This window comes from Mesorhizobium sp. WSM1497 (assembly GCF_001672455.2).
Taxonomy (GTDB): Bacteria; Pseudomonadota; Alphaproteobacteria; order Rhizobiales; family Rhizobiaceae; genus Mesorhizobium; species Mesorhizobium ciceri.
The window spans coordinates 6,276,590-6,303,419 of record NZ_CP021070.1; the positions used below are offsets into that span (position 1 = coordinate 6,276,590).

Here is a 26,830-nt window from a genome sequence, read left to right on the forward strand (position 1 = left end):
CAAGGTGCTGCCGGGCATCTCCCCCTCAAGGGACCCTCAAGGGGGGAGATCGGCTGTACCTATGGAAACATTATCTCGGCTGGGCTGTCGAATGCTTCGGCCTCGCTTCTACCGGCGTGGAGGACGCGACCCAAATTCACAGCATATGTGCTACTCGGAGTTCAATGATCATCGATTCTATCGCTGAACTGGACGCGGACGTCATCTCGATCGAGACGTCGCGCTCCAAAATGGAACTGCTAGACGCCTTCACGAAGTCCTAATATCCGAACGAAATCGGTCCTGGCGTCTACGACATTCACTCACCACGTGTCCCAGAAGTCGGCGAGATTTTGCATCTCGCCCAACTTGCCCGCGAGCGACTGTCGGATAGCCAACTGTGGGTCAATCCGGACTGTGGTCTCAAAACAAGGAAATGGGAGGAGATCCGCCCTGCCCTCATCAACATGGTCGCTGCAGCAGGGGCGCTGCGGGAGAAGGCCCAGGCGCAGGCCGCTGGGTCCCTGTGACGGCAAATATGTGACCAGCGGGCTTCGCGGATAATTTGAGGCAGAAAGGACGCCATCGAGAAGCCGCGCGCAGGTCGGTAGACACGAGGGGGGCTCGGCATTGTCGTCCAGCCGAAGGCCCGCTGGACGACTGAGCGGCGGGGCTATCTGGGAAGCCGCTTCTGGTCAGAGGACGGATGATCTAGAGCACGAGGTGGGAGAAGGCGGCTTCGTCCATGAGCTTCTGGCTCTGACACAGCCAGCGGTCAGCAGACACTTCACCGAGGGGCACGTTTGCGGATGCCGCCTGTGCGTCCGCACTATTGAGATATCGCGGTGAGATCGACCATCGAGAGCATCGTGTAGAGTGATTGCGCCGCATGTGGCGGACATCGACAACATAGCCCGAGCCGCAAGCTACTCTCATTCCTCATCGTTTGAATTGAAACTTCGCTGCATCTGGCGCGGCGCTTGCTCGGTTTCCGCTGAGGTTCGCTGGAACTGGATCTTCACGCGCCGCTCGCGGTGGAGTGTTGCTTCGACACCATGGCAGCCTCGACATACCCATCGGTCCAGAAATCTCAGCTGTGCTCTCCGAACCCCACCTTTCCGTTGTGCGGCTACCAGAGGAGAGGCGAGAGTGGAATCAAACCAAGGTGTAAGGAGCATCTGATGTCGAACATGATGAAGGCGCTGGTGAAAGCCAAGGCCGAACCGGGCATCTGGATGGAAGAGGTGCCGGTGCCGGAGATCGGCCCCAACGACGTGCTGATCAAGATCAAAAAGACGGCGATCTGCGGCACAGACGTGCATATCTACAATTGGGACCAGTGGGCGCAAAAGACGGTGCCGGTGCCGATGGTTACCGGCCATGAATTCGTCGGCACCGTCGCCGATTTCGGCGCGGCGGTCACCGAATACAAGCTCGGCCAGCGCGTGTCGGGCGAAGGCCACACCGTCTGCGGTCATTGTCGCAACTGCCGTGCCGGGCGAGGGCATCTCTGCCGCAATACGCTCGGCGTCGGCGTCAACCGGCCGGGTGCCTTCGGCGAGTATCTGGCGATCCCGCAGCACAATGTCGTGCCGATCCCCGATGATGTGCCCTACGAGATCGCCGCGATCTTCGATCCGCTGGGCAATGCCGTTCACACCGCTTTGTCATTCGATCTGGTCGGCGAGGACGTGCTGGTCACCGGCGCCGGGCCGATCGGCATCATGGGCGCGCTCGTCGCCCAATGCGTCGGCGCGCGAAAAGTGGTCATCACCGACATCAATCCGGTGCGGCTGGCGCTTGCCAAAAAACTCGGCGTCCAGCATGTCGTGGATGCTTCGAAGGAAAAGCTGCGCGATGTCATGCCGGCACTCGGCATGACCGAGGGTTTTGATGTCGGCCTCGAAATGTCGGGCGCAGCCCCCGCCTTCCGCGACATGATCGACACCATGAACAATGGTGGCAAGATCGCCATTCTGGGCATCGCGCCGACCGGCTTCGAGATCGACTGGAACAAGGTCATCTTCAAGATGCTGCATCTCAAGGGCATCTACGGCCGCGAGATGTTCGAGACCTGGTACAAGATGATCGCGCTTGTGCAGGGCCCGCTGGATGTTTCCGGCCTGATCACCCACCGCATCGGAATCGACGATTTTCAGGCCGGCTTCGATGCGATGCGCAGCGGTAGTTCGGGCAAGGTGGTGATGGACTGGTGAGGCGATTGGCCGGCCTAATGCTGACGGACAGCGCCCTGGCCTGCCGAAGATCTCCAAGAGCGGGAGCATGGCTGGTGCAAAACCATGGCTCCTGCCATCAACGTGCGACGCTCAATCGCGCCGCGACCTATCACGGCCCAATCGGACGGCAGCGCCTGTGGCAATTCGCCAGATGGGTCAAGGAACGCTCACTGGCTCCGACGCGATCACCTGTTTCGCAATGCCTAGGATCGAGGTCGAGGTGTTGTGGGCGTTTCAGTTGGCAAGACGGGATTTGTGATCTCCGGTCGCTTTCCGGTCACCGAATGAAGGTAGGCACCGATCCGATCGATTTCGATTTGCGCTAGCTCTTGGCCAAGCTGGGTGGTGCCCATGATGGCGACCGCCTCGCTCAGGTCCCAGACCTTGTCCGAATGAAAGTATACCGCGGTGATTGCTACGTTGCGCAGCGATGGCACGCGGAAAACATAGGATCATCTGGTACATTGGTGACGGCAAATCGTCCCTTGTCGTTCTCCGGCAGGATGTCGGCGCCAGGCTACTCTACGAGGCCGAATGGATAATAGCCTTCCCCACCGGAATGGCAGGAGGAGCAGTCCTTTTCCATAAAAAGGGCCAAGCCCTGTTTCGCTTCGGGATCAATGGGGGTGTCATCGCCATTGAGGTAGGCGTCGAAGGGGGCCGGCGCGACCAGTGTCGCCTCGTAGGCTGCGAGTGCAATGGCCACGTTTTCGAGGGTGATGGGATCGGCTTGCTCCGGGAAAGCAGATTGGAACAACTCCACATATTGCGGCATCGATTTGAACGTCTCGACCACTCGATGCGGTGTGTTGGCCATTTCGACACCGGCCTGTATCGGCCCTTTGGCCTGAGCTTTCAGGTCTTCGGCGCGACCGTCCCAAAAATGTGATTTGTTGAAGACAGAGTTAAACACCGTCGGCGCGTCGCGCTGCCCCTTCTGCCAACCATGGCCAATCGAAGTTTCACGATTGTCGTCGCCCCGGTGGCCAGGTTGTGGCACGAAGTGCAGGAGAAAACGCCTGGGGACGAGAGGCGTGGATCGAAGTACAGCGCCTTGCCGAGGGCAACCTTCTCCGGTGTGCTTGGGTTGTTGGTGACTGCCAGTATGGATGGCAAGGGCTTGAAGATGGCCAGTGCCGTTTCCCTGAGGTCTGGCGGAAGGGACTGCTCAGCAAAGCTGTGGCCGCCACAAGCGCAACAGCCACCGCCAGGCAATAGAATTTTCATAGATAGAGTCCGACTATGTGCACGGAAACCATTCTCCACATGCGGCCTGCGAACGCCCTGCGCTAGATCCGTGGATCAAGGGAATGGTGCCTGTCGACCAAGATGATCGAGCGGCGAAAATAGTGACTGCGATTTATCCCCGACGGCCCCCGATACCAACAGTGGCGGGCGCGCAATCGCTATTTGTTCGCTGAGGGCTTGGTCGGTTCTGTTGCCTGTCGCCCCACGCTGGCGCAACGCCGACCTGTTTCGTACGCGCAAGGTCTTCCAGGTGCACGGCTCTTGGTGCTTACAATTTTTCTGCGTCGTCCTCTCGCAACTCAACCGACAAGATCGCGACTGAACGGCGGATACCGGGCGCTTATGGACGGCGATTTCCGAGGAGATCAGCGTCGCGACAGCTTGTAACTGGCGCTATAGACCTCGATGTTGGACGAGCACCGAACAATCCTGTCGCGAGATTTGTTGCGTTCGTCGGAAATCATCACTAGAAGGCCACGCTCCGCAGACCAATCCACTGGAGAGTTTCATGCCAGAAGAAGACTTCGAAAACGCCAACAACCTCATCGACCTTACCGCGGATGTTGTCTCAGCCTATGTTTCCAACAATCCCGTCCCGGTGGGGGAGTTGCCTGCCCTGATCGGCCAAGTGCACGAAGCTTTGAAACGCACGGCGGCCGGTCGCGTCTCCGCACAAGAGCCGACGGCGTTGACGCCGGCCGTCCCGATCAGAAAATCGGTGACGCCGGACTACATTATTTCCCTTGAGGACGGCAAGAAATTCAAATCGCTAAAGCGCCATCTGTCGACCCATTACGGGCTGACACCCGATGAATATCGCGCCAAATGGGGTCTGCCGGCGGACTATCCCATGGTCGCGCCGAACTATGCGGCTGCGCGCTCTGCCCTGGCCAAGACAATGGGACTTGGGCGCAAACCGAAAGAGCCTGAAGTCTCGGCGCCCGAGAAGCGGTCTAGAAAGAAGGTACCAGCGTGACTTCCTCAATCCAGACCCGTTGAGGGGCTGGCAGCTCGATCGGCATGATGCGAGCGAAACATAGAAAGGCGGGATCAAATCCCGCCTTTTCCTTGCAGGGCGTGATTACACGCGCGAAGCGGAATGGAATTGACATAGCGCAGGGACACAGGAGACCGCGGCGGTAAAAGGACCAACTTTTCAGCTTGGGACGGAAACTGTTGCAGACCTCTATCCTGAAAGAATATCGCGAGGCTCTCCTGCCTTGGTACACCATCTATCCGACTGTGCCGGAGTTCACCGCCACCGTCAGGCCCGAAAGCTATCAGGAATGGCTAAGAGGTCTGCCGGCTGACGATCCGGTGTCTCTCTATCTCCACATTCCGTTCTGCCGATCGATTTGCTGGTATTGCGGCTTCCCAACCACGATTGCCCGCAATCAGGGTCCGATCCTCGATTATCTGGCCGTTCTGCGTGACGAGATCCGTTTGGTCTGGCAGCAAGTGCAGCAGGGGCTCGTCGTGAACGACGTGCATTTCGGCGGTGGAACCCCGACCCTGATCGGAGCAGCGGAGTTCTTGGCCATGATCCAACTCCTGCGCCGCCGCTTCGCGTTCAGGGAGTCCGCGACAATCGCCGTCGAAATTGACCCGCGCACCTTCACGGCCGAGATTGCCGAAGCAATGGGAGCAGCCAATGTGAGCCGCGCGAGTCTCGGAGTGCAGAGCTTTGATCCGATTGTTCAAAAAGCGATAAACCGCGTCCAGAGCGAGGCGCAGACGGCCGCTGCCGTCGAAGAGCTGCGCCGGCATGGGGTAAGCGGCATCAACGTCGATCTCATTTTCGGTCTTCCGAATCAGACAGTAGAGTCCTGCGTCCAGACTGCGGCGGCAACTGTCGCCATGCGCCCCAACCGGCTTGCGGTGTTCGGCTACGCGCACATTCCATCGGTGATAAAGAATCAGCGCCTGATCGAGACGACTGCGCTGCCGGACAGCGTCGCCCGCGCCGAACAGGCTGCGGCCGTGGCCGAGACGCTGGTCGCCGCCGGCTACCAAGAGATCGGCCTCGACCATTTCGCCTTGCCGGACGACGAACTTACGCTGGCGCAGACCAGTGGTCGGCTACGGCGTAACTCGCTGGGTTACTCGGCCGACACCTGCAAAACCCTGATCGGTTTCGGCGCGTCGGCTATCGGGCGGGTCGGCGAGGGTTACGTCCAGAACGAGGTAACACGTGAGTCCTACAGCCGGCACATAGCAGCTGGCCGTTTGGCGACGTCAAAAGGCTACCGGCTCACAGACGACGACCGCGTGCGAGCCGTGATCATAGAGCGGCTGATGTGCGATTTGCGGGCCGATGTGCCGGCAATTTGTGCGGCCTTTGGATTCGATCCAACTCGCCTTCTCGATTCGGCTGCTGAACGCTTGGCGAAGCTGGCTGAGGATGGGATAGTGGACATTGAAAACGGTTTCATCCGGGTGCGGCAGGAGCATCGTTTCGTAGTTCGCGCTGTTGCTGCCGCATTCGATGCTTTTCTCGACCGGGTTGTTCCACAGCACAGCCAATCAGCGTGAGGTGCCAAAGCGATAAGCTCGTGCCGAACGGCAAGCTCCTAAAACCGCCGCAGGCCCCGGTCACGGCGCCCCCTGCGCGGATTGAAGTGTTTGACGGTCCCGAATGGACGAGCGTGTCGCCGATAACGCGACACAGTCATCGATGGTGACTTGTTTTGCGAGATGCCCGGCCGGTCGACGTCTTGTGCTTATGAATACTACTTTCGCAGGCAAGAAAACTGAGCGAAAACGACAAGATCGTCGGCGCGATGATCTCGTGGACGCGCGGCACGGTCGTGTCTTCTCATCAGTGATGAGGATCAACAGTTTTGGAGTTATGGGCAGAAACTACCCTAGCCTTAGCTAATAGCAACGTGGGAGGACCCGAGAATTCTAAAGCCATCAATATCCGCCAACGCAGCCAGCGCCGGGTGCGTCAAAACATGGCCAGCGACATCGATGACATATTTATGGGTGTCCAGCCGCTCGCATGTCGGACGCTCATAGACATTGAGAACGGCTAAATTATCCTTCGAGAACATGTTCAGGACACAACTGAGATTGCTCTGAAACGCGGAGGTGAAGTGTCGTCCGGTCAAATCCTGTCGGCGCAGGGGTCCTGCCCCCGAGCACCCACCACCGCTTAACGTTATGCAGCCCTTCTTCAATTCCTGTTCGCAATATCTGCAGATTGTACAGCTTGGCACCAAGCGCAGGACCAAATGCCGCTGTCGAGGGCGAGGCTTAGCGACTAAAGATGTCGCTCCCTTACGGCTCTCTCGCTCGACATTGGGCATGTTCTCGTCGAGCGACCCGGCCACCTCCTGCAAGGCTACGGCGTGGCCAAGCACCTTAGTGACTCATCGAGAAACTCGCATCCTTGCTGGCCATCAGGCTATAGCTCAAGACCTTCGGGTACTCGGCGATGACCCTGGGAGACCTCAAGCGCAGGACTTGGTCGAGGTAGAGAGTGGTTCCGACCAGAGAGGTCGTAGCTGGAACGCATGCAACGTCGACGCAGCCATTCTCATATGCTTCGAACAATCCGTCGTTGAACGGAACGAGTTCAACTTGGTCGCCAAAGAGGTCTAGCGAGGCTTGATGTGTCCAGGTCCCCTCAGGGCCAATGTACCCTACCCGCTTGATCGCGGAGGTGTCGACCGCTGGAGGCTGGCTGAATTGCTGGTTCATTTCCTCGGCACGCTCGATCGATAATGCGTCAGAGCCCTCATTCATGAAAATCACACGCACGGGTTCATGACCGAAAATATAGCATTGATCGGTGGAAGCGAGCGGACCCACAAGAAGCTCGCAGCTTGGTCTCGTTGTCCAGATTCGTTCTGATGCGCGCGGTCGCCGTCGGCATCTGCTACGTGAGAATCTACAGCAGAAAAAATAAGAGGGCTGGGACCCGCCCCTCCTCACTTGCAAACATCTTATTTCAGTAGAACTTGGCAGCTTCCCGCAAACCGCCGCCCGGTCAGCGGGAGATCCGTTTCTTGCCCGCTCCTATGGCGCGGTCAGTGGCACTTCTGCCCGGCTCTTGCCGGGCAGAGGCAGAAAAAGATCAGCCAGCTTTGCTGAGACTGCCTGCGGAGGACTTGCCGGTACGGCGGTCCTGTTCGACCTCGTAGTTGATCTTCTGGCCCTCATTAAGGGTCGAAAGGCCCGCTCGTTCGACAGCGGAAATGTGAACGAAAACGTCCTGACCTCCGTTGTCAGGCTGGATAAAACCGAATCCCTTGGTGCTGTTGAACCACTTCACCGTTCCAGTCGCCATAGTCGTATTCCTTTGTAACCATTCAATGTAGGCAGGCCATAGGCCAGGTCCGCTTCATATCTGAGATTTTAGGGGCAGCAAAAGCGAAAATAGCAAAAGCCCCGGTCAAATCGCAAATCGGCTCGCAAGCTCCATCATGACCGCCTCTCGCGGAAGCGTCTCCCCGCGCTGGCGTTCCGAATGGCAAAACAAGTCCTGCAACGCTCCGGTAAATTCCAGACCGCGTCTATCGCTGTTTGGAGTCGTGTTAGGGGACCAGCGATCGGCCGATGTGGGCAGGAGTACGCGGACGACCAGCAACTACAGGCGCGCGCTAACGCCACGATATTGGACATCTCCGAAGGGTAGCTCACCTAGCCACCTTTTTAAGCGGCGAGGGCTTCCCATTTCGGGCGGTGTAAGATGTCCGACAATGTCGGATACGTCACATAGCTGAGTCCGACAATCACATCGCCGAAACGGGGTTTTCTCATTTGGCACGGTTCGTGCGCAGTCATCGCAAACACGTCACGAGCCGAGGAGAGTCATCCAATGATCCCCAAAAAAATACCGTCTCACGTTTCCCAGATTAGCTCAAAGATGACGCTCGTGTCAGGCCTCGAAACATGTTGATGCCTCATCTGGCTCGGGGCTACCCACCGCTCCACTATCTCCCACTAAAGGGACGAGCACGCAGCACCCTCAACATAAGGGACAACTCACTTTGCCTCAAAACTTGCCCATCGGCCGGTCACCAAGAGACGCCGTCAGCAAACCTTCAGTCTGGCTCTTTTTGCGACCGCGCTGGCCTTCGTGAGCACCGCTCCGGTTCTGGCGGCTACCGATGACATCAAGGCGACGGCCAATCACGTCGCCGGCGAGTTTGACCGCGCGGTGGCCGAGATCGGTGGCTCGCACGACGCCTTCACCTCCTATGACTATACTGCCTACCACCCTGGCGCGCGCCGGTCAGATCAGCCAGCCAAGAGGTAACTAAGATGGACGTGCAAGAAACCAAGACAGCATGCCGGGACGCCTTCGCCGAACTGGCGTCGCCAGCGTGCATCCACGACCCGTATCCGTTTATGCGGTGGTAGCGCGAGCACGATCCGGTGCATCGCGCGGCCTCGGGCCTCTTTCTGTTGAGCCGCCACGCCGACATTTACTGGGCGCTCACGGCCACGGGCGATGCATTTCGGGGACCGGCGCCTGGCGAACTGGCGCGCTATTTCCCGCGTGCGGCGACCAGCCTGTCCCTCAATCTAATGGCGTCCACGATAGCGATGAAGGACCCACCGACGCATACGCGTCTGCGCCGGCTGATCTCTCGCGATTTCACCATGCGCCAGATCGACAACCTGCGGCCGAGCATCGCGCGCATCGTCGCAGCGCGCCTGGACGGCATGGCGCCCGCGCTGGAGCGCGGGGAGGCGGTGGATCTGCATCGGGAATTCGCGCTGGCCTTGCCCATGCTGGTCTTCGCCGAACTGTTCGGCCTGCCCCAGGACGACATGTTCGGGCTCGCCGCCGGCATCGGCGCCATTGTGGAAGGCCTGAGCCCGCACGCCAGCGATCCCCAGCTCGCCGCGGCGGACGCAGGCAGCGCCAGGGTGCAGGCCTACTTCGGCGACCTCATACAGCGCAAGCGCACCGATCCCCGCCATGACATCGTGTCGATGCTGGTCGGCGCACACGACGACGATGCCGACACGCTATCGGATGCAGAGTTGATCAGCATGCTGTGGGGCATGCTGCTGGGCGGCTTCACCACCACTGCTGCGGCCATCGACCACGCGGTCCTGGCGATGCTGGCTTATCCCGAACAGCGGCATTGGCTGCAGGGAGACGCCGTGGAGGTGAAGGCATTCGTCGAAGAAGTCCTGCGCCGCGACGCGCCCGTCCTGTTCAGCGCCACTCCGCGTATCGCCCAGCGCGACATCGAACTGGGCGGCGTGGTGATCCCGAAGAACGCGGACGTTCGCGTGCTGATCGCGGCCGGCAATCGCGACCCGGACGCCTTCGCCGATCCCGACCGCTTCGATGCCGTGCGGTTCTACGGCACCAATCCGGGCATGTCGACCGACGGGAAGATCATGCTCAGCTTCGGCCACGGCATCCACTTCTGCCCCGGTGCGCAACTGGCCCGGATGCAGTTGGCCGAGAGCCTGCCGCGGATCCAGGCGCGCTTCCCCACGCTGGCATTGGCCGAGCAGCCGACCCGGGAGCCCTCCGCGTTCCTTAGGACGTTCCTCGCGCTGCCGGTGCGGCTGAATGCGCAGGCAGGGGGCTGAGATGCGCGTCGTGGTCGACCAGGATCTGTGCGGAACCACCGGGCAGTGCGTGCTTACGCTGCCGGGCACCTTTCGCCAGCGCGAACCGGACGGCGTGGCTGAAGTGTGCGTGGCGACGGTCCCGCAGGCGTTGCACGTCGCCGTGCGGCTCGCGGCCAGCCAGTGCCCGGTCGCCGCCATTCGGGTCATCGAAAGCGACGCTGGCGATGACGAGCGCGCCAGCGCCGACGCTGCGCCTTCTCGGCGGAACCCGAGCGGCATGCCGCGAAAGACCAACAATCCAGAAGGACACGATGGGACGGTTTGAAGGCAAGGTGGCCGTGGTGACCGGCGCCAGCGCCGGCATCGGCAAGGCATGCGCCCTCGCCATCGCGCCGAGGGCGGCAGAGTGGTGGTGGCCGACATTGATGGCTCGGCGACCATCGCCTGCACCGCGCAGATCACGGCCGAAGCGGGCCACGCGCTGGCCCTGGCCATGGACATCGCCGATGCGCAGGCGGTGGCAGCGCTGTTCCAGACGGCGGAGCGGCATTTCGGTGAGGTCGGCTGCGTGAACAACGCGAGCTATGCATCTGACCCCGCGCGAGCGCGCGATGCTCGACCTGGATCTGGCGGTCTGGATCAGACCATGGCGACCAATCTGCGCGGCACGCTGCTCTGCTGCCGGCAGGCCATCCGACGGCTGATCGCCCGCGGCGGTGGCGCGATCGTCAACATGTCGTCGTGCCAGGGCTCAGCGGTGACACCGCCCAGACGTCCTACCCCGCGTCGAAGGCGGCGATGAACATGCTGTCGGCCTCGCACGCCATGCTGGCGCATGTGCGGACGTACGCCGACGGTGGCAACAGCCGCGCCGCGCGGCCTGCCGGCGACACCGTCGAAGCGGCCGCGGCGCCGCGCTGCTGATGGAGCTGATGAACATGCTGCTCAACCCGCTGAACCGTCGCCACCGGCTGCGGCACGACATCCCGGTCGTGCCCGGCGCTTTCCCCCTGGTCGGGCATCTTCCCGCCATCATCTGCGACCTGCCGCGCCTGCTGCGGCGCGCGGAACGGACGCTGGGCAGCTACTTCTGGCTGGATTTCGGCCCTGCCGGACACCTGATGACCTGCATGGATCCGGACGCGTTCGCACTGCTTCGGCACAAGGACGTGTCCTCGGCGCTGATCGAAGGGATCGCGCCCGAATTGCTTGGTGGAACGATGGTCGCCCAGGACGGCGGCGCGCACCGGCAGGCGCGCGATGCGATCAAGCCGGCGTTCCTGCCCAAGGGGCTGACCCAGGCCGGCATCGGCGACCTGTTCGAGCCCGTCATCCGGGCGCGTGTGCAGGCGTGGCGCGACCGCGGCGACGTAGCCATCCTGCGTGAAACCGGCGACCTGATGCTAAAGCTCATCTTCCGCCTCATGGGAGTCCCCGCGCAGGACCTGCCGGGATGGCATCGCAAGTACCGGCACCTGGTGCAGTTGATCGTCGCGCCCCCGATCGACCTGCCCGGACTGCCCTTGCGGCGCGGCCGCGCCGCCCGCGACTGGATCGACGCGCAGTTGCGCCAGTTCATCCGCGACGCGCGCGCGCATGCCGCGCGCACCGGGTTGATCAAGGACATGGTGAGCGCCTTCGATCGCAGCGACGATGCGCTCTCCGATGACGTCCTGGTCGCCAATATCCGCTTGCTGCTGCTTGGCGGTCACGAGACCACCGCCTCGACGATGGCCTGGATGGTGATCGAGCTGGCGCGGCAGCCTGTGCTGTGGGACGCCCTGGTCGAAGAGGCGCAACGCGTGGGCGCGGTGCCGACCCGGCACGCGGACCTAGCGCAGTGTCCGGTCGCCGAGGCGCTGTTCCGCGAGACGCTGCGCCTGCATCCGGCGGTCACGCTCCTGCCGCGTCAAGCGCTGCAGGAATTGCAACTCGGCCAATGGCGCATTCCCGCGGGTACCCATCTGTGCATCCCGCTGCTGCATTTCTCGACCTCGGCGCTGCTGCACGAGGCGCCTGATCAGTTCCGCCTGGCGCGATGGCTGCAACGCACGGACCCGATCCGGCCGGTGGACATGCTGCAGTTCGGTACCGGCCCACACGTCTGCATCGGCTACCACCTGGTATGGCTGGAACTAGTGCAGTTCTGCATCGCCTTGGCCCTGACCATGCACAAGGCCGGGGTGCGGCCGCGGTTGCTGAGCGACGTCGAAAAAGGCCGGCGCTATTACCCGACCGCAAATCCGTCCATGAAAATCCGCATCGGATTCTCATGAGCTGGCATCGCATGCCCCGTGTGGCGAGGCAGCGGCGAGCGACGCGCAGCATTGCTGCACTCGGCGCGCGCGCTCGGTGCGACGCCGGCAACAGCGCGGCGGTCGCCGCTCTCCGAGGCCGTCTCCTGTCAGGCACAAGGACATGAACAACATGCAAGCCGGTTCCAAGCCACATGACGACCGAACTGGCGTTTCCGCGATCGGGGGATTGGGCGCGCAGGCGCGCGGCGCATCCGGCAGGCTGCTGCCGGAGATCTGGATGCAGGACGGCGCAAAGGGGGTCGAACAGGCGCTGGCGCGTCTTCTGTGCGCCGAAGACGATGGCGAGACCGAGCTGATGGCGGCGATGCGCTACGCCACCTTGCATGGCGGGAAGCGCACGCGCGCCTTGCTCTGTCTGGCTGCCGGCGCACTGGCCGATACGCCGGCGCACGTGCTCGAGGACGTCGGCGCCGCCATCGAGATGATCCACGCCTGTACCCTGGTCCACGACGACCTGCCCGCGATGGACAACGACGTGCTTCGCCGCGGCCTTCCGACTGTGCACGTCAAGTTCGGCGAAGCCACTGCGATCCTGGTCGGCGATGCGCTGCAGGCGCACGCCTTCCTCACCCTGGCGAGCCTGGATGCGCCGGGCGACAACCGTATCGCGCTCGTGCACGAACTGGCACAGGCGGTGTCCGCCGAGGGTGCCGCAGGCGGGCAGGCCAAGGATCTGTCGCTGGTCGGAAAGCATGTCGAGCTGGACAGGATCGTGGCGATGCACCGGATGAAGAGCGGAGCGCTGGTGCGCGCGTCCGTTCGCATGGGCGCGCTATGCGCCATCACGGAGGATGCCGCGCACGCCGCGCTGTACAGTGCGCTCGATCGCTACAGCGCCTGTTTCGGCCTGGCGCTGCAGGTGGTTGACGACATTCTCGACGCGACAGCGGATGCCGCGACGCTGGGCAAGACACCCGGCAAGGACGCTGCGGCGCAGAAGCCGACCTGCGCGTCGATCATGGGGCTGCAAGCAGCGCGCCAGTTTGCGCTGGATCTGTTGCGCGACGCCGGGGAGGCCATCGCCCCGCTGGGGCCGCGTGCGGAACCGTTGGCGCAGATGCTGCAGCGGGCCACCGCGTATCTGTTAAAGCACGCGCCATGCGCATGAGGCGCCCCGTCCGCATGGAGTCGCCCCTGTGCCGCGCGATCGGCCGGCGACAGCGGTGGATGCTGCACTCTGTCCGAGTCCGCGGCGCCGATCGCAGCGGTTGCCCAGCACGGCCGTGTCACGCGGCGCGCGGCGCTAGCCTATTGGGCGAACCGACGCCAGCCGCGCGTCGCCGCGCCGGAGCAGGGCGGCCGTCCGGCGCTGCCCACGCGCCTGGCCGCGACGGGCCTGCGGCGACGTGCGCGGCGTCTGCCCGATCTTGGTTCTCGTCAACCTTCTGCAGAAGGAACATCCCGCGTGAACGCGCTGTCCGAACAGATCCTTTCCGAATTGCGCCACTTGCTGAGCGAGATGAGCGACGGCGGCAGCGTCGGTCCGTCCGTCTACGACACGGCGCGAGCGCTGCAGTTCCACGGCAACGTCACCGGTCGGCAGGACGCATACGCCTGGCTGATCGCGCAGCAACAGGCCGATGGCGGATGGGGAAGCGCGGACTTCCCGCTGTTTCGCCATGCGCCCACGTGGGCGGCGTTGCTGGCATTGCAGCGCGCTGACCCTCTTCCCGGCGCTGCCGACGCAGTCCAGGCTGCAACCCGGTTCCTCGAACGCCAACCCGATCCCTACGCGCATGCGGTGCCGGAAGACGCGCCGATCGGCGCGGAGCTGATCCTGCCGCAGTTGTGCGGCGAGGCCGCATCCTTGCTGGGCAGCATGGCGTTTCCGCGCCACCCGGCGCTGTTGCCGTTGCGGCAAGCCTGCCTGGTCAAGCTGGGGGCGGTGGCGACGTTGCCGAGCGGCCATCCATTGCTGCACTCCTGGGAAGCCTGGGGGACGTCGCCGACCACCGCATGCCCGGATGAAGACGGCAGCATCGGCATCAGTCCGGCGGCCACCGCCGCGTGGCGTGCGCACGCCGTGACACAAGGGAGCAGGCCGCAGGTCGGGTGCGCCGACGCGTATCTGCAGGCGGCATCGCGGGCGACGCGCAGCTGCATCGAAGGTGTCGTTCCCAGCGTCTGGCCGATCAATGTGTTTGAGCCATGCTGGTCGCTGTACACCCTGCATCTGGCCGGGCTGTTCGCGCATCCCGCGCTCGCCGAGGCGATGCGCGTGATCGTCGCGCAGCTCGACGCCCGCCTGGGCGTGCGCGGTCTGGGCCCGGCCTTGCACTTCGCGGCCGATGCGGACGACACCGCCGTTGCGTTGTGCGTCCTGCGCCTTGCAGGCCGCGACCCGGCGGTCGATGCGTTGCGCCATTTCGAAATCGGCGAGCTGTTCGTCACCTTTCCCGGCGAGCGCAATGCCTCAGTGTCGACCAACATACATGCCCTGCATGCATTGCGACTATTGGGAAAGCCCGACGCCGGCACCGGCGCCTACGTCGAGGCCAATCGCAACCCACACGGTCTATGGGACAACGAAAAATGGCACGTTTCGTGGCTGTATCCCACCGCGCATGCGGTCGCTGCGCTGGCGCAAGGCAAGCCCCAGTGGCGCGACGAGCGCGCGCTAGCGGCGCTGCTGCAGGCGCAGCGTGACGACGGCGGCTGGGGCGCCGGTCGCGCGTCCACATTCGAGGAAACCGCCTATGCGCTGTTCGCGTTGCACGTGATGGACGGGAGCGAAGAGCCGACAGAGCGCCGGCGCATCGCGCAGGCGGTGGGGCGTGCGCTGGAGTGGATGCTCGCCCGCCATGCGGCGCATGCCTTACCGCAGACGCCGCTGTGGATCGGCAAGGAACTGTATTGCCCCATCCGGGTCGTGCGCGTGGCCGAACTCGCCGGGTTGTGGCTGGCGCTTCATTGGGGGCGGCGCGTCCTGGCCGGGGGAGCAGGAGCGTCGCCATGATCCAGACCGAACGGGCGTTGCAGCAGGTGCTGGAGTGGGGGCGTTCCCTGACCGGGTTCGCCGACGAGCATGCGATGGAAGCGGTCAGGGGCGGCCAGTACATCCTGCAGCGCATCCACCCGAGCCTGCGTGAGACCAGCGCCCGCACCGGCCGCGATCCGCAGGACGAAATGCTGATCGTGACGTTCTATCGCGAACTGGCGCTGCGCTGGAGGCCGATGGACTCATCGTCCATCTCAATCCGCTGCAGGAAGCGGTACAGCCGGAGGGCGACAGCGACTGGCGCGGCGTCCTGGCGCAGATCGCTCGCGCCGCGCGTTGCGTGGGCGTGCCGATCGTGGCCAAGGAAGTGGGGTCGGGCCTGTCCGCCTCGGTGGCCTGTGTGCTCGTCGAGGCGGGCGTGGCGGTGATCGATGTCGCCGGCGCCGGCGGCACCTGTTGGGCCGCGGTGGAGGGCGAGCGCGCCCGCGATGCCGCCGACCGTGCAGTGGCGCTGGCCTTCGCCGATTGGGGGATTCCGACCCCGGCCAGCGTGCAGGCGGTACGTCGGGCGCTGCCGGCGGTGAAGCTGATCGCGTCGGGCGGAATCCGCGACGGCGTCGACGTGGCCAAGGCCATTCGCCTGGGCGCGGACATCGCTGGGCAGGCGGCCGGCGTGCTGCGCGCGGCGACGGTGTCCACCGAGGCGGTTGTCGCGCATTTCGAGATCGTCATCCGCCAGTTGGCCGTCGCCTGTTTCTGCACCGGCTCGGCCGATCTGGCGGCATTACGTCAGGCGCGCTTGTTGCCCTCGGCGCATCTGCCCGCCGGTTGATGCGGGCGTCGTCCGCACGTGGCGGCGGGGCACCTAGAAGGCCGCTGAAATACCTACGCCAGCCCGATCCGGCTTATGGTCAATGAAGCGCGAATACGTGCACATCCAACTTAAGAGACGGCAGGAAGCCGCCGCGTCGCAGGAAGGAGCCGGGTAATCTTCGCCGCCCTGCCCTGTCGGTTCATTCAGCGGTGGCGGCGCACACTGCCACCTGCCCGAACGGAGATTGGCTCCGGCAAGAGCTTTTTCCGCTGCGAAGTGGCGAGCGACGCGGAAGCATGATTGGGAACGCGAACACTCGGCGACGAAAATCCTGAAGCAGCGGGCGAGCATTCATTGTCCCTTTCCTAGGCAGTTAGCAGCAGCAGCAGTCCTAGGGCCAACGCGATGGGACCCAAGAGAAGGCAGGCCGGAACAACGCTCCTTCCAATGCAATTGCGAATTTTGGACGTTTGCTTTGGCCGCATTCTGACGACGGTTTCCTGTCAAGCGACGCACGCGTGGGCGGCGCATTCAGACATTGAATGGTGATGGCTCGAACGAAGTTCTCGTTGTACTGACCCTTCCGAGCCCGCCGCCGATAAAAAAGCGCGATCTGAGCCGACGGATTTGCAAGCAGACACGGGCCCCCTCGCCCCCTTCGGATGCTGCCAGCCGGTGATGGCCACGAGTGCTGTCTAGGTTAGCAAGATCCTCTTCCATGCTCCCGACGGATTGTGGCCAGGTAGCGCGATTTACGCTTGGTCATGCACTCAGGACTTGAAGATCCTGCACTCAGGATATGACAGTGCATCCTTGGCATCGCGGGCGCATGAATAAGGCGGGATTTCGATGATGAGGGCCGCAGCGGGCATTGGCAGTTCGCTCGTGCTGATCATATTTCATCCACGAAGAATAACACCACTAGGCCAATCTCGAGGCTACAGTGGAACAATCCTAAGACAGGGCTTCCAGACATTGTAGGTGACGCATCGCTTTATCCTTAGCCCCCTGCGCCGGCACCACCCACACGCGCGAAGCTACGCGGTCGAAGTGCGTTTCGACGGTTGCCCATCGACTCGACGCCATCTGACCCGCCGTCTTCCCTCTAATCAAACGGAGGTGCCTTTGCTCCGCTTCAGGCTTGGTCAGTACGGCTTGGCGCGGTTGCCATTCGGCGATCCCAACCTCTAAGTTCCCGGCGGCCGGTGCAGCACCGACGATGGTCGCATAAAGAGAAAGTGCCGTGATCAAGATGACGTTCATAACTTGCCTCTAATCGGTTGTTATAATCACCGCCCTTCTGGCACGCGCACCTGACGGCAGCCTGAAAGCCGCCGGAACATTTGCGCTACGGCGTTCAGCCTATTGTCAGGTTCCGTCAATAGGGCACGAACCCTGCCCAATTATTGGAGCTCGGCATGCGAATTTTGCTCATTGAAGACAGCGAGGACTTTGGCAGCGCTGTACGAGAACATATGATAGCTGATGGCCACGCGGTTGAATGGGCCAAGGACCTGTCCGAAGCGCGGTATCACGCAAGTGGGATTCCCTACGGGCTTGTTCTGCTCGATATTAACCTGCCAGACGGTAACGGCCTGGACTACTTGCGGGAGATGAGGAAGGGGCGTGATTCGACACCCGTCATCATCGTGACAGCTCGCCATACGGTCGAGGACCGCATCGAGGGGCTCAATGCTGGTGCCGCCGACTACTTGGTCAAGCCGTTCGATCCCCGCGAACTTTCCGCGCGCATTCATGCCGTGGCGCGTAGTCACGGGAACTTCCCGAAGCCATATTCTGTCGGGGCGCTGTCCATAAACGCGGCTGAGCGGCGCGTCGCCCTCGACGGGCAGCCGGTCAACCTGACTGCACGCGAATGGGCGATTCTCGACTGCGTTCTATCCCGACCCGGAGCGGTAGTTTTGAAGAGGAAGATCGAGGAAGAACTCCTTTCCTTAGGTTCGGAAAGTGAGAGCAATACCGTGGAGGTTTATGTTAGCCGGCTCCGCAAGAAGATCGGCAGGGACCGAATAGCGACACTGCGTGGCTTGGGGTACAGTTTCGTGGAAGAATCACGGAACGGCCTCGGAGACCCTGTCGATCTTGTCCAAAAGGTTCGGTCAGTCGTTGATGACTTCTTGAAAAAGCCGTGGTTTGCCGGACGGCTAATCCTTGACGTCGACGGCTGCCCCGCCTGGGAGTGCAAAGCAGACCACGCCGTTAGAATTCCCGTCGTGCTTCGATGCCTCATCGACAACGCACTCACACATGGACTGCCCGATATCCCGACGACAGTTTCCGTCAGAGCTGATGGAACCATCGCCATTGTAAACGCAGGACCGGTGGTGCCCCTCCCAGACCTTGACGAGATAACAGAGCGTTTTGTGCGTCTGGCGACTCGGGCAACTGTCCCAGGCCAGGGTCTACCCGTCGCTAATTATGTTATCAAGAAGGTCGGTGGCAGCCTTGAACTTGCCTCGCCTGCCACGGGTCGCGGGGATGGTTTTGAGGCGATTATTCGAATCCCTCGATGACCCTGGTTTGCTGCAGCGACCAGGTTGGGCGTAGGAAGCATTGTACGCTGCTGGGCAACGGGAATGTCAAACAGGGGCGGTAACCAAACCCGCGGTGGGCCGGCTCGCCAGAGGAAGGCAGCTTTGGCGGGGCACACCACATCCCAATCCACTGGCGTGAGACAAGCATGCCACGGCCCCGCCCCAAGCCAACCCGTTCGGCAGAGCTCGGCGCTTCCTTGAGCTAATCATAGTCTTCCATATGGCTGTTGCCGGAGAACCGAAGACGGCTTGCTGAAATGATCCAGTTGTTCCAGACCTCGGCCTTTAGCCCTAGTCAGCACCGGCGCGCCGGTTTCCCAGATCAATTTGCTGACACGATTGCCCCCTTCGTCATAGACAAACTCGTTGCCCTTCGGCCAGGTGTAGCCAACGCCACCAAGAAACACGACGCTCCTGTCGGGCACTGAATAGATGGTCGAATGCGCCGCCATTTGTGCAGAACGTGCCGAAAGCAAGAATAGCAAATGATGATGTGCAGCGATTCATGGGGCCGCCTCCTCAGGATAGCCGTTGGTGATCTCTCGTTGAACGACGGCGGCTCTCAGCGACCGTTCGCAGACGTTGTTTGTCGCGGCGACCATTCCTGGGCATTGGTGCAAAGACGTTGAACTCCGATGCGATGTTCAGGACGGCTTAGTCATTGCCCTTTGCCCGGTGCGTTGCATAGCACCGCGCGGGCCGCCCACTACCGCGTTGCCGGGCCATATTGAGATTTGGCCCGGCACGAGAGGCGGCACTCGTGGCCAGAGAGGTTGCACCGGCGGCCAGCCCTGTCAAAATGCCGAAGTTGGTGATCCGGCAGGACGCCTATGCTTTTCCCGCTCGTTGGCGAGGTAGCGGTCCAAATAGTGCATGTTAGCCGCACCTGAAACCACTCGTTTGCCGACAACGACCGCCGGCCCGCCGTGGATGGACAGCTTCTTGGCGAGCGCGGAATTGTGCTTGACGGTGTTTACGATTCCGGGGTCCTTGATGTCCCGCTTGAGTCGCTCAACGTCGAGGCCCTCGTCTCGTGCGATATCCAAAATGTCGGATCCGCTGAGCCGGAGGCTAGTAGCCATTAGGCGGTGATGGAACGCCTCAAATTTTCCCTGTTTGCTGGCGGCGAGCACCGCCCGTGCAGCAAATTTGGAACCCGGTCTCGTGCTCGAATAAGGTATGTAGTAAACCTTCAGCTCGGGATCATGCTTGAGGGCTTGCTGGATCGTACGGTCTACCGCGCGGCGCTGCGGGTCGTTGGAGTCCAAAAATACGGCGATATGGTGGTCGCCATTTGGGTTGCCAGCAGTTGGCGCAGCTGGGTCGTTGAAGAGTGCGTCGTGCCGGTCTGAAATGACCTTCTCCCTATCCTTGCGGAGCTGGCTATTGTATTCGTGCTGGAGCACTAAGTGTGTGACAGTTGGACCATATTTCGCCAGCAGGGAAACCAGCAGCAGTAGGGCTGAAAGGGCGATCCGGCCGGCTTTTAGATTAATCATGGGGAGTTCCAATTAACGGTGAATGGCAGGGCAGTAACAGCCGGCTTGTGACACCCGGACCTGACAGCAGCCTGACAACCTCAGGACATTTGCGTCACGCGGCGTTGAGCGTAGAGTCACGTTCAGAAAGACTCCGCCCTCGAACTGTCGCCCGGCCCCCCTGATGCCACTACGCTCGTCGAAGACGGCAAGGATCTTGGCCGCGGCTGTACGCGAACTTACGATGGTGGCCACGCGGTCGATTGGGCCAAGGTCCTGTCCAAAGCGCGGTTTCGCGGGCCCAGCGCTAGCCACGCGGTCGGCGATCCTTCTGTCGTGAATTTTACTCATGCTGCCGGCGAGCGCCGCCATGCCCCGGTGACGCCGACGATATCACCTTAAGCGGCAAGCGCTTCCCGTAAACTGGCGTTCGATGTCGGACAATGTCGGATCGGCAACATAGCAGAATCCGATTACTCACGTTGCCGAGACGAGTTTCTTGTTTGGCACGGCATGTGCGCGATCCCGCAAACGCCTCACAGACTAAAGAGAAGTCATCCGATGATCACCCACCAAAGAATGCCCTCACATTGATTCACTCAAGATGACGCTCGCGTCTGGCCTCGCAAAATACTGATGGCTCAGTTGGCCCTGCGCTGCCCACCGATCCAGTTTGTCCCGCAAGGGCGTCGAGGACGCAGCATCGGCAAAATGAGGGGCAACTCCTTTGCCTCGAACTTTGCGCATCGCCCGGCAACTACAAGCTAGGCGGTCGATGAACCTTCGGTCTGGCGCTTCGGTTATGGCGGCCAGCGATGACATCAAGGCGACGAATTTTCTGCTCGACAAAGGCATGGAAGTGGTCCTAGTCCCCGATCACCGCGCGCCAACTATCACCCATATGGTGCGGTACAAGATCGGCAGCGCCGACGAGCCCGCCCGGGAAATTCGGCGAACGGGCATTTCCTCGAGCATCTGATTGGCGGCGGCGATCAATCATGCCGCCGGCGAGTTGGACCGCCCGGCGGTCGATATCGGCGGATCGCTGCATGCTTCCAGCTCTCACGCCTGTACCGCCGCGCGGTGTTGCAGCTCGGCGCGCCACATGGCGATGGCGACGGGCCGTGCGCAATGTAATGACATTCGACCGGTTCTGACCCGCTCGGGAAAGGATGGCATTCGAGATGAACTCGCTGGCATTGTCGCTGGCGAGGAGCCGGCCCAATTCCCGGGCAGTCAACTGCCCTCGACCGTGCCGATTAGCGCGCCTTTGCCATGCCGGCGGATTAGCGTGGCCGACCTTACTTCGGCGTGACGCAAGCAATTTCTGCACCAGACGCGCAAGGTATGCCACTCCCTCAAACCGCTCAGCGGCACCTCTAGTCTATGCCGGCATGTAGGCTGCTCCCATCGCGACGGCGTGCGGCAACTCTTCTGGGTCTTGACCCTGTCGGCGATATTATCCGACCGAGGCCAAAAACCTCGCGGCTGTACGCGAACTTACGATGGTGGCGACGCGGTCGATTGGCCAAGGTCCTGTCCGAAGCGCGGTGTTGCGGGCCCAGCGCTAGCCACGCGGTCGGCGATCCTTCTGTCGTGAATTTTACTCATGCTGCCGGCGAGCGCCGCTATGCCCCGGTACGACGATATCACCTTAAGCGGCAAGCGCTTCCCTTAAACTGGCGTTCGATGTCGGACAATGTTGGATCGGCAACATAGCAGAGTCCGATTACTCACGTTGCCGAGACGAGTTTCCTGTTTGGCACGGCATGTGCGATCCCGCAAACGCCTCACAGACTAAAGAGAAGTCATCCGATGATCACCCACCAAAGAATGCGCTCACATTGATTCACTCAAGATGACGCTCGCGTCAGGTCTCGCAAAATACTGATGGCTCAGCTGGCCCTGCGCTGCCCACGCATCCATTTTGTCCCGCAAGTGCGTCGAGGACGCAGCATCGGCGAAATGAGGGGCAACTCACACTTCGCCTCGAACTTTGCCCATCGCCGGTAACGTGGAACTTCGGTCTGGCTGGGTGCACAAGGCCACATTTTGCGACGGCGCTGACCTTCGCGACCACCGCTTCGGTTCTGGCGGTCACCAATGACAGAGCCGGTCGATCGCAGCCCGGGCCAGCTTCTCTCCGGAATGAGCGTCAACGAGCGCGACTCTGCGGCAGGCAAAATGTCAGGTTCACTACAACCTATATCTGAGCACCGTCGAGGTTTTCAAAGCAAACGGCGCTTATTGGGCGCTGAGGTGTTGGCACGGCCTTTGCAAATTGGAGGTGGCAACATCGAGCGAGGTGTTTCGCCTTGTTGCCGGACAGCGAAGTCAAAGCTTCGGAAGGTTTCAGCGGGAAGGAACTCAAAGGATAATTGCGTTCTCTCTGCCGGCAAGGATGAAGAGAACGAGCACGGTAGCATACGCGGTTGATTACGTTGGCGTAATTTACTGCACAATTTTTCTTGTCTTTTGGTTACCCATCTCTCGATGAGAGCATAAACAGAAGAGAAAACAATGAGTGCTGAAGGTAAAAAGAGACGCGGTGTATCTGGCCTCTCAAATGCGCGGAATATTGCATTCCGCTATGGTGGTAGGCCTTCAAACTACAGTTTGGCGATAGGGCACACGACTCATCCGCGTCTGGGCGGTTCGCTGTTCCTCAACGCTATGATCCTGGGGCAAATGCTGCCAGGATTTAACCCAAGTGAACGTATGTTGAAGGCTGCGGACGCTTGTATTGAGGTATGCCCCGCTCTTGGTGCGCCTTTCCACTGAAAGAAGCCGAGAAACCGCAAATGACTTGGCAGATGGTATGAACCCAATTGTAGGCGGGCTGTGCCGCCCTTCGTCTTTGGCATCGTCCGTCTTGTACTCCCAGAAATGGAACAGTGATTGGCTTCCATAACAACAACATCGGACCGTCCGGCGTCGAGATAGCCTGCCTGGCGCCTCGCAATCGCCGTATCGACGTCGGCGGTGAAATAGCTCTCCTCGCCAAAGAGATCGAGGAGGATCTGGCGGGGATAGATCGCAAACAGCGCGAACTTCGGTGGCATCAACTGTCCCGTGCAGCCATGCCTCCATTCGGCCCGCGGCGCGGCGCGTAGGTTGTTGAACAGCGACAGCCATTCCTTCTACCCGTTCCTTGGTCGCTAGCGTCAACTATGCGCTCTCTCGGCCTCGAGCTCGCGGCGGCAGGTATTGCCGATTGCGCCACGGCGCCGCCTGCCTTGGGCAACTGGGCGAACCCGTTGCGCGACTTCACCCGATGTTCTCGATTAGCGAGGGTGAGAGAGCGGCCACATCGTCGCCGGTTCATGATGGCGCGCAGGTCTTCCCGGCTTGCGCTCATCGGCGATTTGTCTTTGCGGCGTGGTGACGCCGCCGTCCGGCGACGATGTCGAAAGTGTCTGGACTGCCGTTTTTGGGACCAACAGCGACTGGAGGATGCTGCGCCGGCGGATGGACGGCACGACATCGGATATGTCCGGCGCCCGCTTGCCGTCTCGCACGTCGAAAGGTGACAAGGTGAGCTCGCCAACGCCAATATAAGCGAGTTGCATGTGATGGACTCCGCCTCCGTCCGAACCTCTGCCAGACCGCCGAGGGAGCCGGTTGCGCCAAGTAGCGCAGGTTATCCGTCAGGCCACTGAGGGATGCCGAGACTGCTGATGGCTTCGGCATCCAAGATGTGACCTTCACTGTGGGCCCCTGCGGCGTAGACGCAGAGCGGAAGAGCGCCACGTAATACCTGCGCTTGGGCAAGCCCATATCCACTGTTCGGTTTGTCTCCTAATGAGACCACCAACCAGACTAAAGCCTTGAGCAATTCGACCTTTCAAATTCGGGGATGGTCTACTAGCTGTCTGGCGGAGGCCCTATAAGGAACCCGCAGGTGCGGAATAGACCGACACCCGCCCGACAACTCATCCGCCGCGTTTAAGAGGAACCCGGTATGCCCCTATGCCTACCGATGATCCGCCACCTGAAATCCCCGGACCTGTTTGGCGCCATCGATCGCTTGCCGGCGCTTGGCGCGCCGGCTAGCGAGCGCACATTCGAAGTCATCAATCCATCGAGCGGCGAAGTGCTGGCGGTGCTTCCCGACATGGGTGTGGAAGAAACGCGCGCTGCGATCGAGAAGGCTTACCTGGCGCAGCCAGGATGGGCGGGGCTGGCCGCCCGAGAACGCAGTGACGCTTTGTGGCGTTGGCATCAGCTGATCATTGACCACACCGACGATCTTGCCGCGATACTCACTGCAGAGATGGGCAAGCCCGTTGCCGAAGCCAAGTCGGAGGTTTCGCACGCGGCCGCGTATCTGCAATGGTACGCCGAAGAGGCCAATCGCATCTATGGCGAGACGATCCCCGCGCCGTCGACAGACCGTCGCATGCTGGTGATCAAGCAGCCGATCGGTGTGGTCGGCACGATTACGCCTTGGAATTTCCCGGCGTCGATGGTGGCGCGCAAGATCTCGCCAGCCCTGGCGGCGGGCTGCGCGATCGTGCTTAAGCCTGCTGAACAGACGCCGCTTGTGGCAGGTGCAATGTTCGCCCTCGCGCACCAGGCCGGCTTTCCCGAAGGCGTCGTCAACCTAGTTTATGCATCTGAAGGTGATGACGTCGGACGCGAACTTTGCTCTAATCCCAAGGTTCGAAAGATCAGCTTCACAGGCTCGACCGAGGTTGGCCGGCTGCTCATGCGCCAGTGCTCGGACCAGATCAAGAAGGTCAGTCTCGAGCTCGGCGGCAATGCCCCTTTCATCGTCTTCGACGACGCCGACATCGACGCTGCGGTTGACGGCGCGATCCAGGCGAAGTTCCGCAACGCCGGCCAGACTTGCGTTTCAGCGAACCGGCTTTACGTCCAATCGAGCGTTCACGATGAATTCGTCGAAAAGTTCGTGGAGAAAGCCCGGTCCTTGTCGGTCGGCGACGGCTTCGCTCCGGCAGTGGACGTCGGACCGCTCATCGACTTGCATGCTTTGGCCAAGATCGAGTCCCACATCGCAGATGCCGTTGCCAAGGGTGGGACAATTCGATGCGGGGGCGAACGTATTGGCAAGGATGGGACCTTCTTCAAACCGACAGTCCTCACTGAAATTTCCAGCAGCATGGCGGTTGCGCAAGAGGAGACTTTCGGGCCACTGGCTCCGATCATTCAATTCACCGATGCGGATCAGGTAGTGCGTGAGGCCAACGACACGATCTACGGCCTCGCCGCCTATTTCTATGCCTCCAATCTGAAGCGTGTCTGGCGCGTTGCCGAGGCGTTGGAATACGGCATGGTTGGCATCAACACGGGGCGTATGTCTTCGGAAGCGGCGCCCTTTGGTGGCATCAAGCAGTCCGGCATTGGGCGAGAGGGTTCCCGCCACGGGCTCGAAGACTACCTCGAAATGAAATACCTCTGCATGGGCGGCATCTGATCTCTATGGGATGGGCCGCCTCAGGCGCAGAATGAACCAAAGGGATGATCGAACGCTTTGGCGAACCTTCTTCCGGCTGGTTTCGGGTCGTTCACCGCGCCCCTGGCCTGCGCGCCTTAAGTGAGATCTAGACGCCGTGCTACGTGAACCGCCTCTACAGCGACGAGGCAAGGTGCCACAAGCGGACGGCAGGTTGCGCATCCTGATCCAAGCGCGGCACGTCTCGCCAGGCTTGTGGTTCGCTGGGAACTAGAGACGCATTGTCCATCAGCTGCGTTGACGCAGCGAAGTCGGCAGCCGACGGCGCAGGGCGTCGGCACGGCGAGCGGTGCGCCCGACACGTTTACGCCGCAACCTCCTTATTGCCGCACGGCCAACTGGGCGCCCTTCGCGCATCGCTCTCAATCGGTACAGTCGCCGGCATTCTCGCCTGGAGAAGATCAGTGACACAAGCCGTGCTCAGGCCGTGCATGCACGAAAGACATCGAGGGTTGATATCCAATGATCACAGCGCATCTGCTCGACATGGACGGAGTCCTGGTCCGCGGCGGCCAACCGATTGCTGGCTCGGTCGGCTATGTGGCCGGGCTAATCGCCACGGGTGAGCCGTTTCAGATCTTCACCAACAACTCGCGCTTCACACCCGAAGATCATGCCGAGCGTCTAAGAGCGGTTGGCTTCGCCGTGCAGCCAGAGCACATCTACACATCGGCGCTCGCCACTGCGCGGTTCATGGAACTGCAAAAGCCCGGATCATCTGCCTATGTCATCGGCGACCACGGTCTGGTTGAGGCTCTGCGGCAGGCAGGCTGCCGGATAACGGAGTTTTCGCCCGAGTTCGTGGTCCTCGGGGATACAATTTCGTACCACTATGAGCAGATCGCAACTGGCGCCGAGCTTGTGGCGAAGGGAGCGCGTTTTCTCGCCACCAATCCAGATGCGACTGGCCCGACCGAACGAGGCTCCCATCCGGCGTGCGGGGCAGTCGCAGCACTAATAGAGAAGGCCACCGGCCGTCAGCCCTATTTCGTCGGGAAGCCGAACCCGTTCATGATGCGCAATGCGCTCGACCGGCTGGGAGTGCGAGCTGTCGATACCATCATGGTCGGGGACCGCATGGATACCGACGTGCTCGCAGGGCTGGAATCGGGCCTGAAAACAGCCCTTGTGCTTACTGGAGTGACCAAACTGGCTGACATAGAGCGGTTTCCATTCAGACCGGATTACGTGGTCGATTGCCTTGCGGATCTGGGCCAGATCATCTGAACCAACAAGCCGAAGGC

At 61.5% G+C, this 26,830-nt stretch carries 19 protein-coding genes and 6 pseudogenes; 17 read left to right on the top strand and 8 right to left on the bottom strand.

The window, feature by feature from the left end; all coding sequences use genetic code 11:
• Positions 1-62: 62 nt before the first annotated feature.
• Together A9K65_RS30670 and tdh are read left to right on the top strand one after the other, a co-directional pair.
• Positions 63-509 (top strand): annotated as a pseudogene (locus A9K65_RS30670) (5-methyltetrahydropteroyltriglutamate--homocysteine S-methyltransferase); the annotation flags it as partial.
• 651 nt (positions 510-1,160) lie between these two features.
• Positions 1,161-2,195, top strand: coding sequence for an L-threonine 3-dehydrogenase (gene tdh, locus A9K65_RS30675; RefSeq protein ID WP_086081359.1), 1,035 nt, complete (start codon positions 1,161-1,163; stop codon positions 2,193-2,195).
• Positions 2,196-2,419: 224 nt separating this feature from the next.
• Here the strand turns inward: tdh and A9K65_RS30680 are convergent.
• A pseudogene (locus A9K65_RS30680) lies at positions 2,420-3,421 on the bottom strand (cytochrome-c peroxidase).
• A gap of 551 nt (positions 3,422-3,972) precedes the next feature.
• Here A9K65_RS30680 and A9K65_RS30685 point away from each other — a divergent pair.
• Positions 3,973-4,440, top strand: coding sequence for a MucR family transcriptional regulator (locus A9K65_RS30685; protein WP_064994187.1), 468 nt, complete (start codon positions 3,973-3,975; stop codon positions 4,438-4,440).
• Between the two features lie 200 nt (positions 4,441-4,640).
• A complete protein-coding gene (gene hemN / locus A9K65_RS30690; protein ID WP_064994188.1) occupies positions 4,641-5,996 on the top strand; it encodes an oxygen-independent coproporphyrinogen III oxidase in 1,356 nt (451 codons plus the stop codon).
• 831 nt (positions 5,997-6,827) lie between these two features.
• On the opposite strand, the gene A9K65_RS30700 is transcribed toward hemN, so the two are convergent.
• The 3 genes from A9K65_RS30700 to A9K65_RS35740 form a co-directional block, all read right to left on the bottom strand.
• A complete protein-coding gene (locus A9K65_RS30700; RefSeq protein WP_210192528.1) occupies positions 6,828-7,226 on the bottom strand; it encodes a prephenate dehydratase domain-containing protein in 399 nt (132 codons plus the stop codon).
• A 316-nt stretch (positions 7,227-7,542) separates the two neighbouring features.
• Entirely contained in the window at positions 7,543-7,755 is a 213-nt protein-coding gene (locus A9K65_RS30705) for a cold-shock protein (protein ID WP_008874821.1), read from the bottom strand.
• A gap of 708 nt (positions 7,756-8,463) precedes the next feature.
• Positions 8,464-8,652, bottom strand: coding sequence for a hypothetical protein (locus A9K65_RS35740; protein WP_176479561.1), 189 nt, complete (start codon positions 8,650-8,652; stop codon positions 8,464-8,466).
• A gap of 80 nt (positions 8,653-8,732) precedes the next feature.
• Here A9K65_RS35740 and A9K65_RS30715 point away from each other — a divergent pair.
• The 9 genes and pseudogenes from A9K65_RS30715 to A9K65_RS30745 form a co-directional block, all read left to right on the top strand.
• Positions 8,733-10,025: pseudogene (locus A9K65_RS30715) on the top strand (cytochrome P450).
• Position 10,026: 1 nt separating this feature from the next.
• Positions 10,027-10,332, top strand: a pseudogene (locus A9K65_RS35745) (ferredoxin).
• Positions 10,333-10,419: 87 nt separating this feature from the next.
• Entirely contained in the window at positions 10,420-10,809 is a 390-nt protein-coding gene (locus A9K65_RS35750; RefSeq protein WP_176479560.1) for an SDR family NAD(P)-dependent oxidoreductase, read from the top strand.
• Positions 10,806-10,931, top strand: a complete 126-nt coding sequence (locus tag A9K65_RS36555) for a hypothetical protein (protein ID WP_263483495.1) — start codon at positions 10,806-10,808, stop codon at positions 10,929-10,931. The genes A9K65_RS35750 and A9K65_RS36555 overlap by 4 nt, the downstream gene beginning before the upstream one ends.
• Positions 10,932-10,939: 8 nt before the next feature.
• Entirely contained in the window at positions 10,940-12,283 is a 1,344-nt protein-coding gene (locus A9K65_RS30725; protein WP_064994225.1) for a cytochrome P450, read from the top strand.
• A 151-nt stretch (positions 12,284-12,434) separates the two neighbouring features.
• Positions 12,435-13,433 (top strand): polyprenyl synthetase family protein, encoded by a 999-nt coding sequence (locus A9K65_RS30730; protein ID WP_064994191.1) that lies wholly within the window; start codon positions 12,435-12,437, stop codon positions 13,431-13,433.
• A gap of 297 nt (positions 13,434-13,730) precedes the next feature.
• On the top strand, positions 13,731-15,281 hold the full coding sequence (locus A9K65_RS30735; RefSeq protein ID WP_064994192.1) for a hypothetical protein: 1,551 nt from the start codon (positions 13,731-13,733) through the stop codon (positions 15,279-15,281).
• Positions 15,278-15,487, top strand: a pseudogene (locus tag A9K65_RS30740) (hypothetical protein); the annotation flags it as partial. The gene A9K65_RS30735 and the pseudogene A9K65_RS30740, both read left to right, overlap by 4 nt.
• Positions 15,487-16,095: pseudogene (locus A9K65_RS30745) on the top strand (alpha-hydroxy-acid oxidizing protein); the annotation flags it as partial. The pseudogenes A9K65_RS30740 and A9K65_RS30745, both read left to right, overlap by 1 nt.
• A 936-nt stretch (positions 16,096-17,031) precedes the next feature.
• Here the strand turns inward: A9K65_RS30745 and A9K65_RS30750 are convergent.
• On the bottom strand, positions 17,032-17,340 hold the full coding sequence (locus tag A9K65_RS30750; protein ID WP_064994193.1) for a hypothetical protein: 309 nt from the start codon (positions 17,338-17,340) through the stop codon (positions 17,032-17,034).
• A gap of 155 nt (positions 17,341-17,495) precedes the next feature.
• Between A9K65_RS30750 and A9K65_RS36665 the strand changes: the two genes are divergently transcribed.
• Entirely contained in the window at positions 17,496-18,611 is a 1,116-nt protein-coding gene (locus tag A9K65_RS36665) for a response regulator (protein WP_064994194.1), read from the top strand.
• 227 nt (positions 18,612-18,838) lie between these two features.
• Here the strand turns inward: A9K65_RS36665 and A9K65_RS35395 are convergent, their stop codons facing one another.
• Positions 18,839-19,084, bottom strand: a complete 246-nt coding sequence (locus A9K65_RS35395) for a hypothetical protein (protein ID WP_064994195.1) — start codon at positions 19,082-19,084, stop codon at positions 18,839-18,841.
• A 342-nt stretch (positions 19,085-19,426) separates the two neighbouring features.
• Positions 19,427-20,131 (bottom strand): DsbA family protein, encoded by a 705-nt coding sequence (locus A9K65_RS30760; RefSeq protein WP_064994196.1) that lies wholly within the window; start codon positions 20,129-20,131, stop codon positions 19,427-19,429.
• A 781-nt stretch (positions 20,132-20,912) separates the two neighbouring features.
• Between A9K65_RS30760 and A9K65_RS30770 the strand changes: the two genes are divergently transcribed.
• A complete protein-coding gene (locus A9K65_RS30770; protein ID WP_224655962.1) occupies positions 20,913-21,089 on the top strand; it encodes a hypothetical protein in 177 nt (58 codons plus the stop codon).
• Between the two features lie 2,305 nt (positions 21,090-23,394).
• Here A9K65_RS30770 and A9K65_RS30780 read toward each other — a convergent pair.
• Positions 23,395-23,679 carry a hypothetical protein gene (locus tag A9K65_RS30780; RefSeq protein ID WP_064994200.1) on the bottom strand — a complete coding sequence of 95 codons (285 nt, stop codon included), beginning with the start codon at positions 23,677-23,679 and terminating at the stop codon, positions 23,395-23,397.
• A gap of 392 nt (positions 23,680-24,071) precedes the next feature.
• Here A9K65_RS30780 and A9K65_RS30785 point away from each other — a divergent pair, with 392 nt between their 5' ends.
• Together A9K65_RS30785 and A9K65_RS30790 are read left to right on the top strand one after the other, a co-directional pair.
• Positions 24,072-25,547 (top strand): NAD-dependent succinate-semialdehyde dehydrogenase, encoded by a 1,476-nt coding sequence (locus A9K65_RS30785; protein ID WP_064994201.1) that lies wholly within the window; start codon positions 24,072-24,074, stop codon positions 25,545-25,547.
• A gap of 501 nt (positions 25,548-26,048) precedes the next feature.
• Positions 26,049-26,813 carry an HAD-IIA family hydrolase gene (locus A9K65_RS30790; protein WP_064994202.1) on the top strand — a complete coding sequence of 255 codons (765 nt, stop codon included), beginning with the start codon at positions 26,049-26,051 and terminating at the stop codon, positions 26,811-26,813.
• Positions 26,814-26,830: the final 17 nt, after the last annotated feature.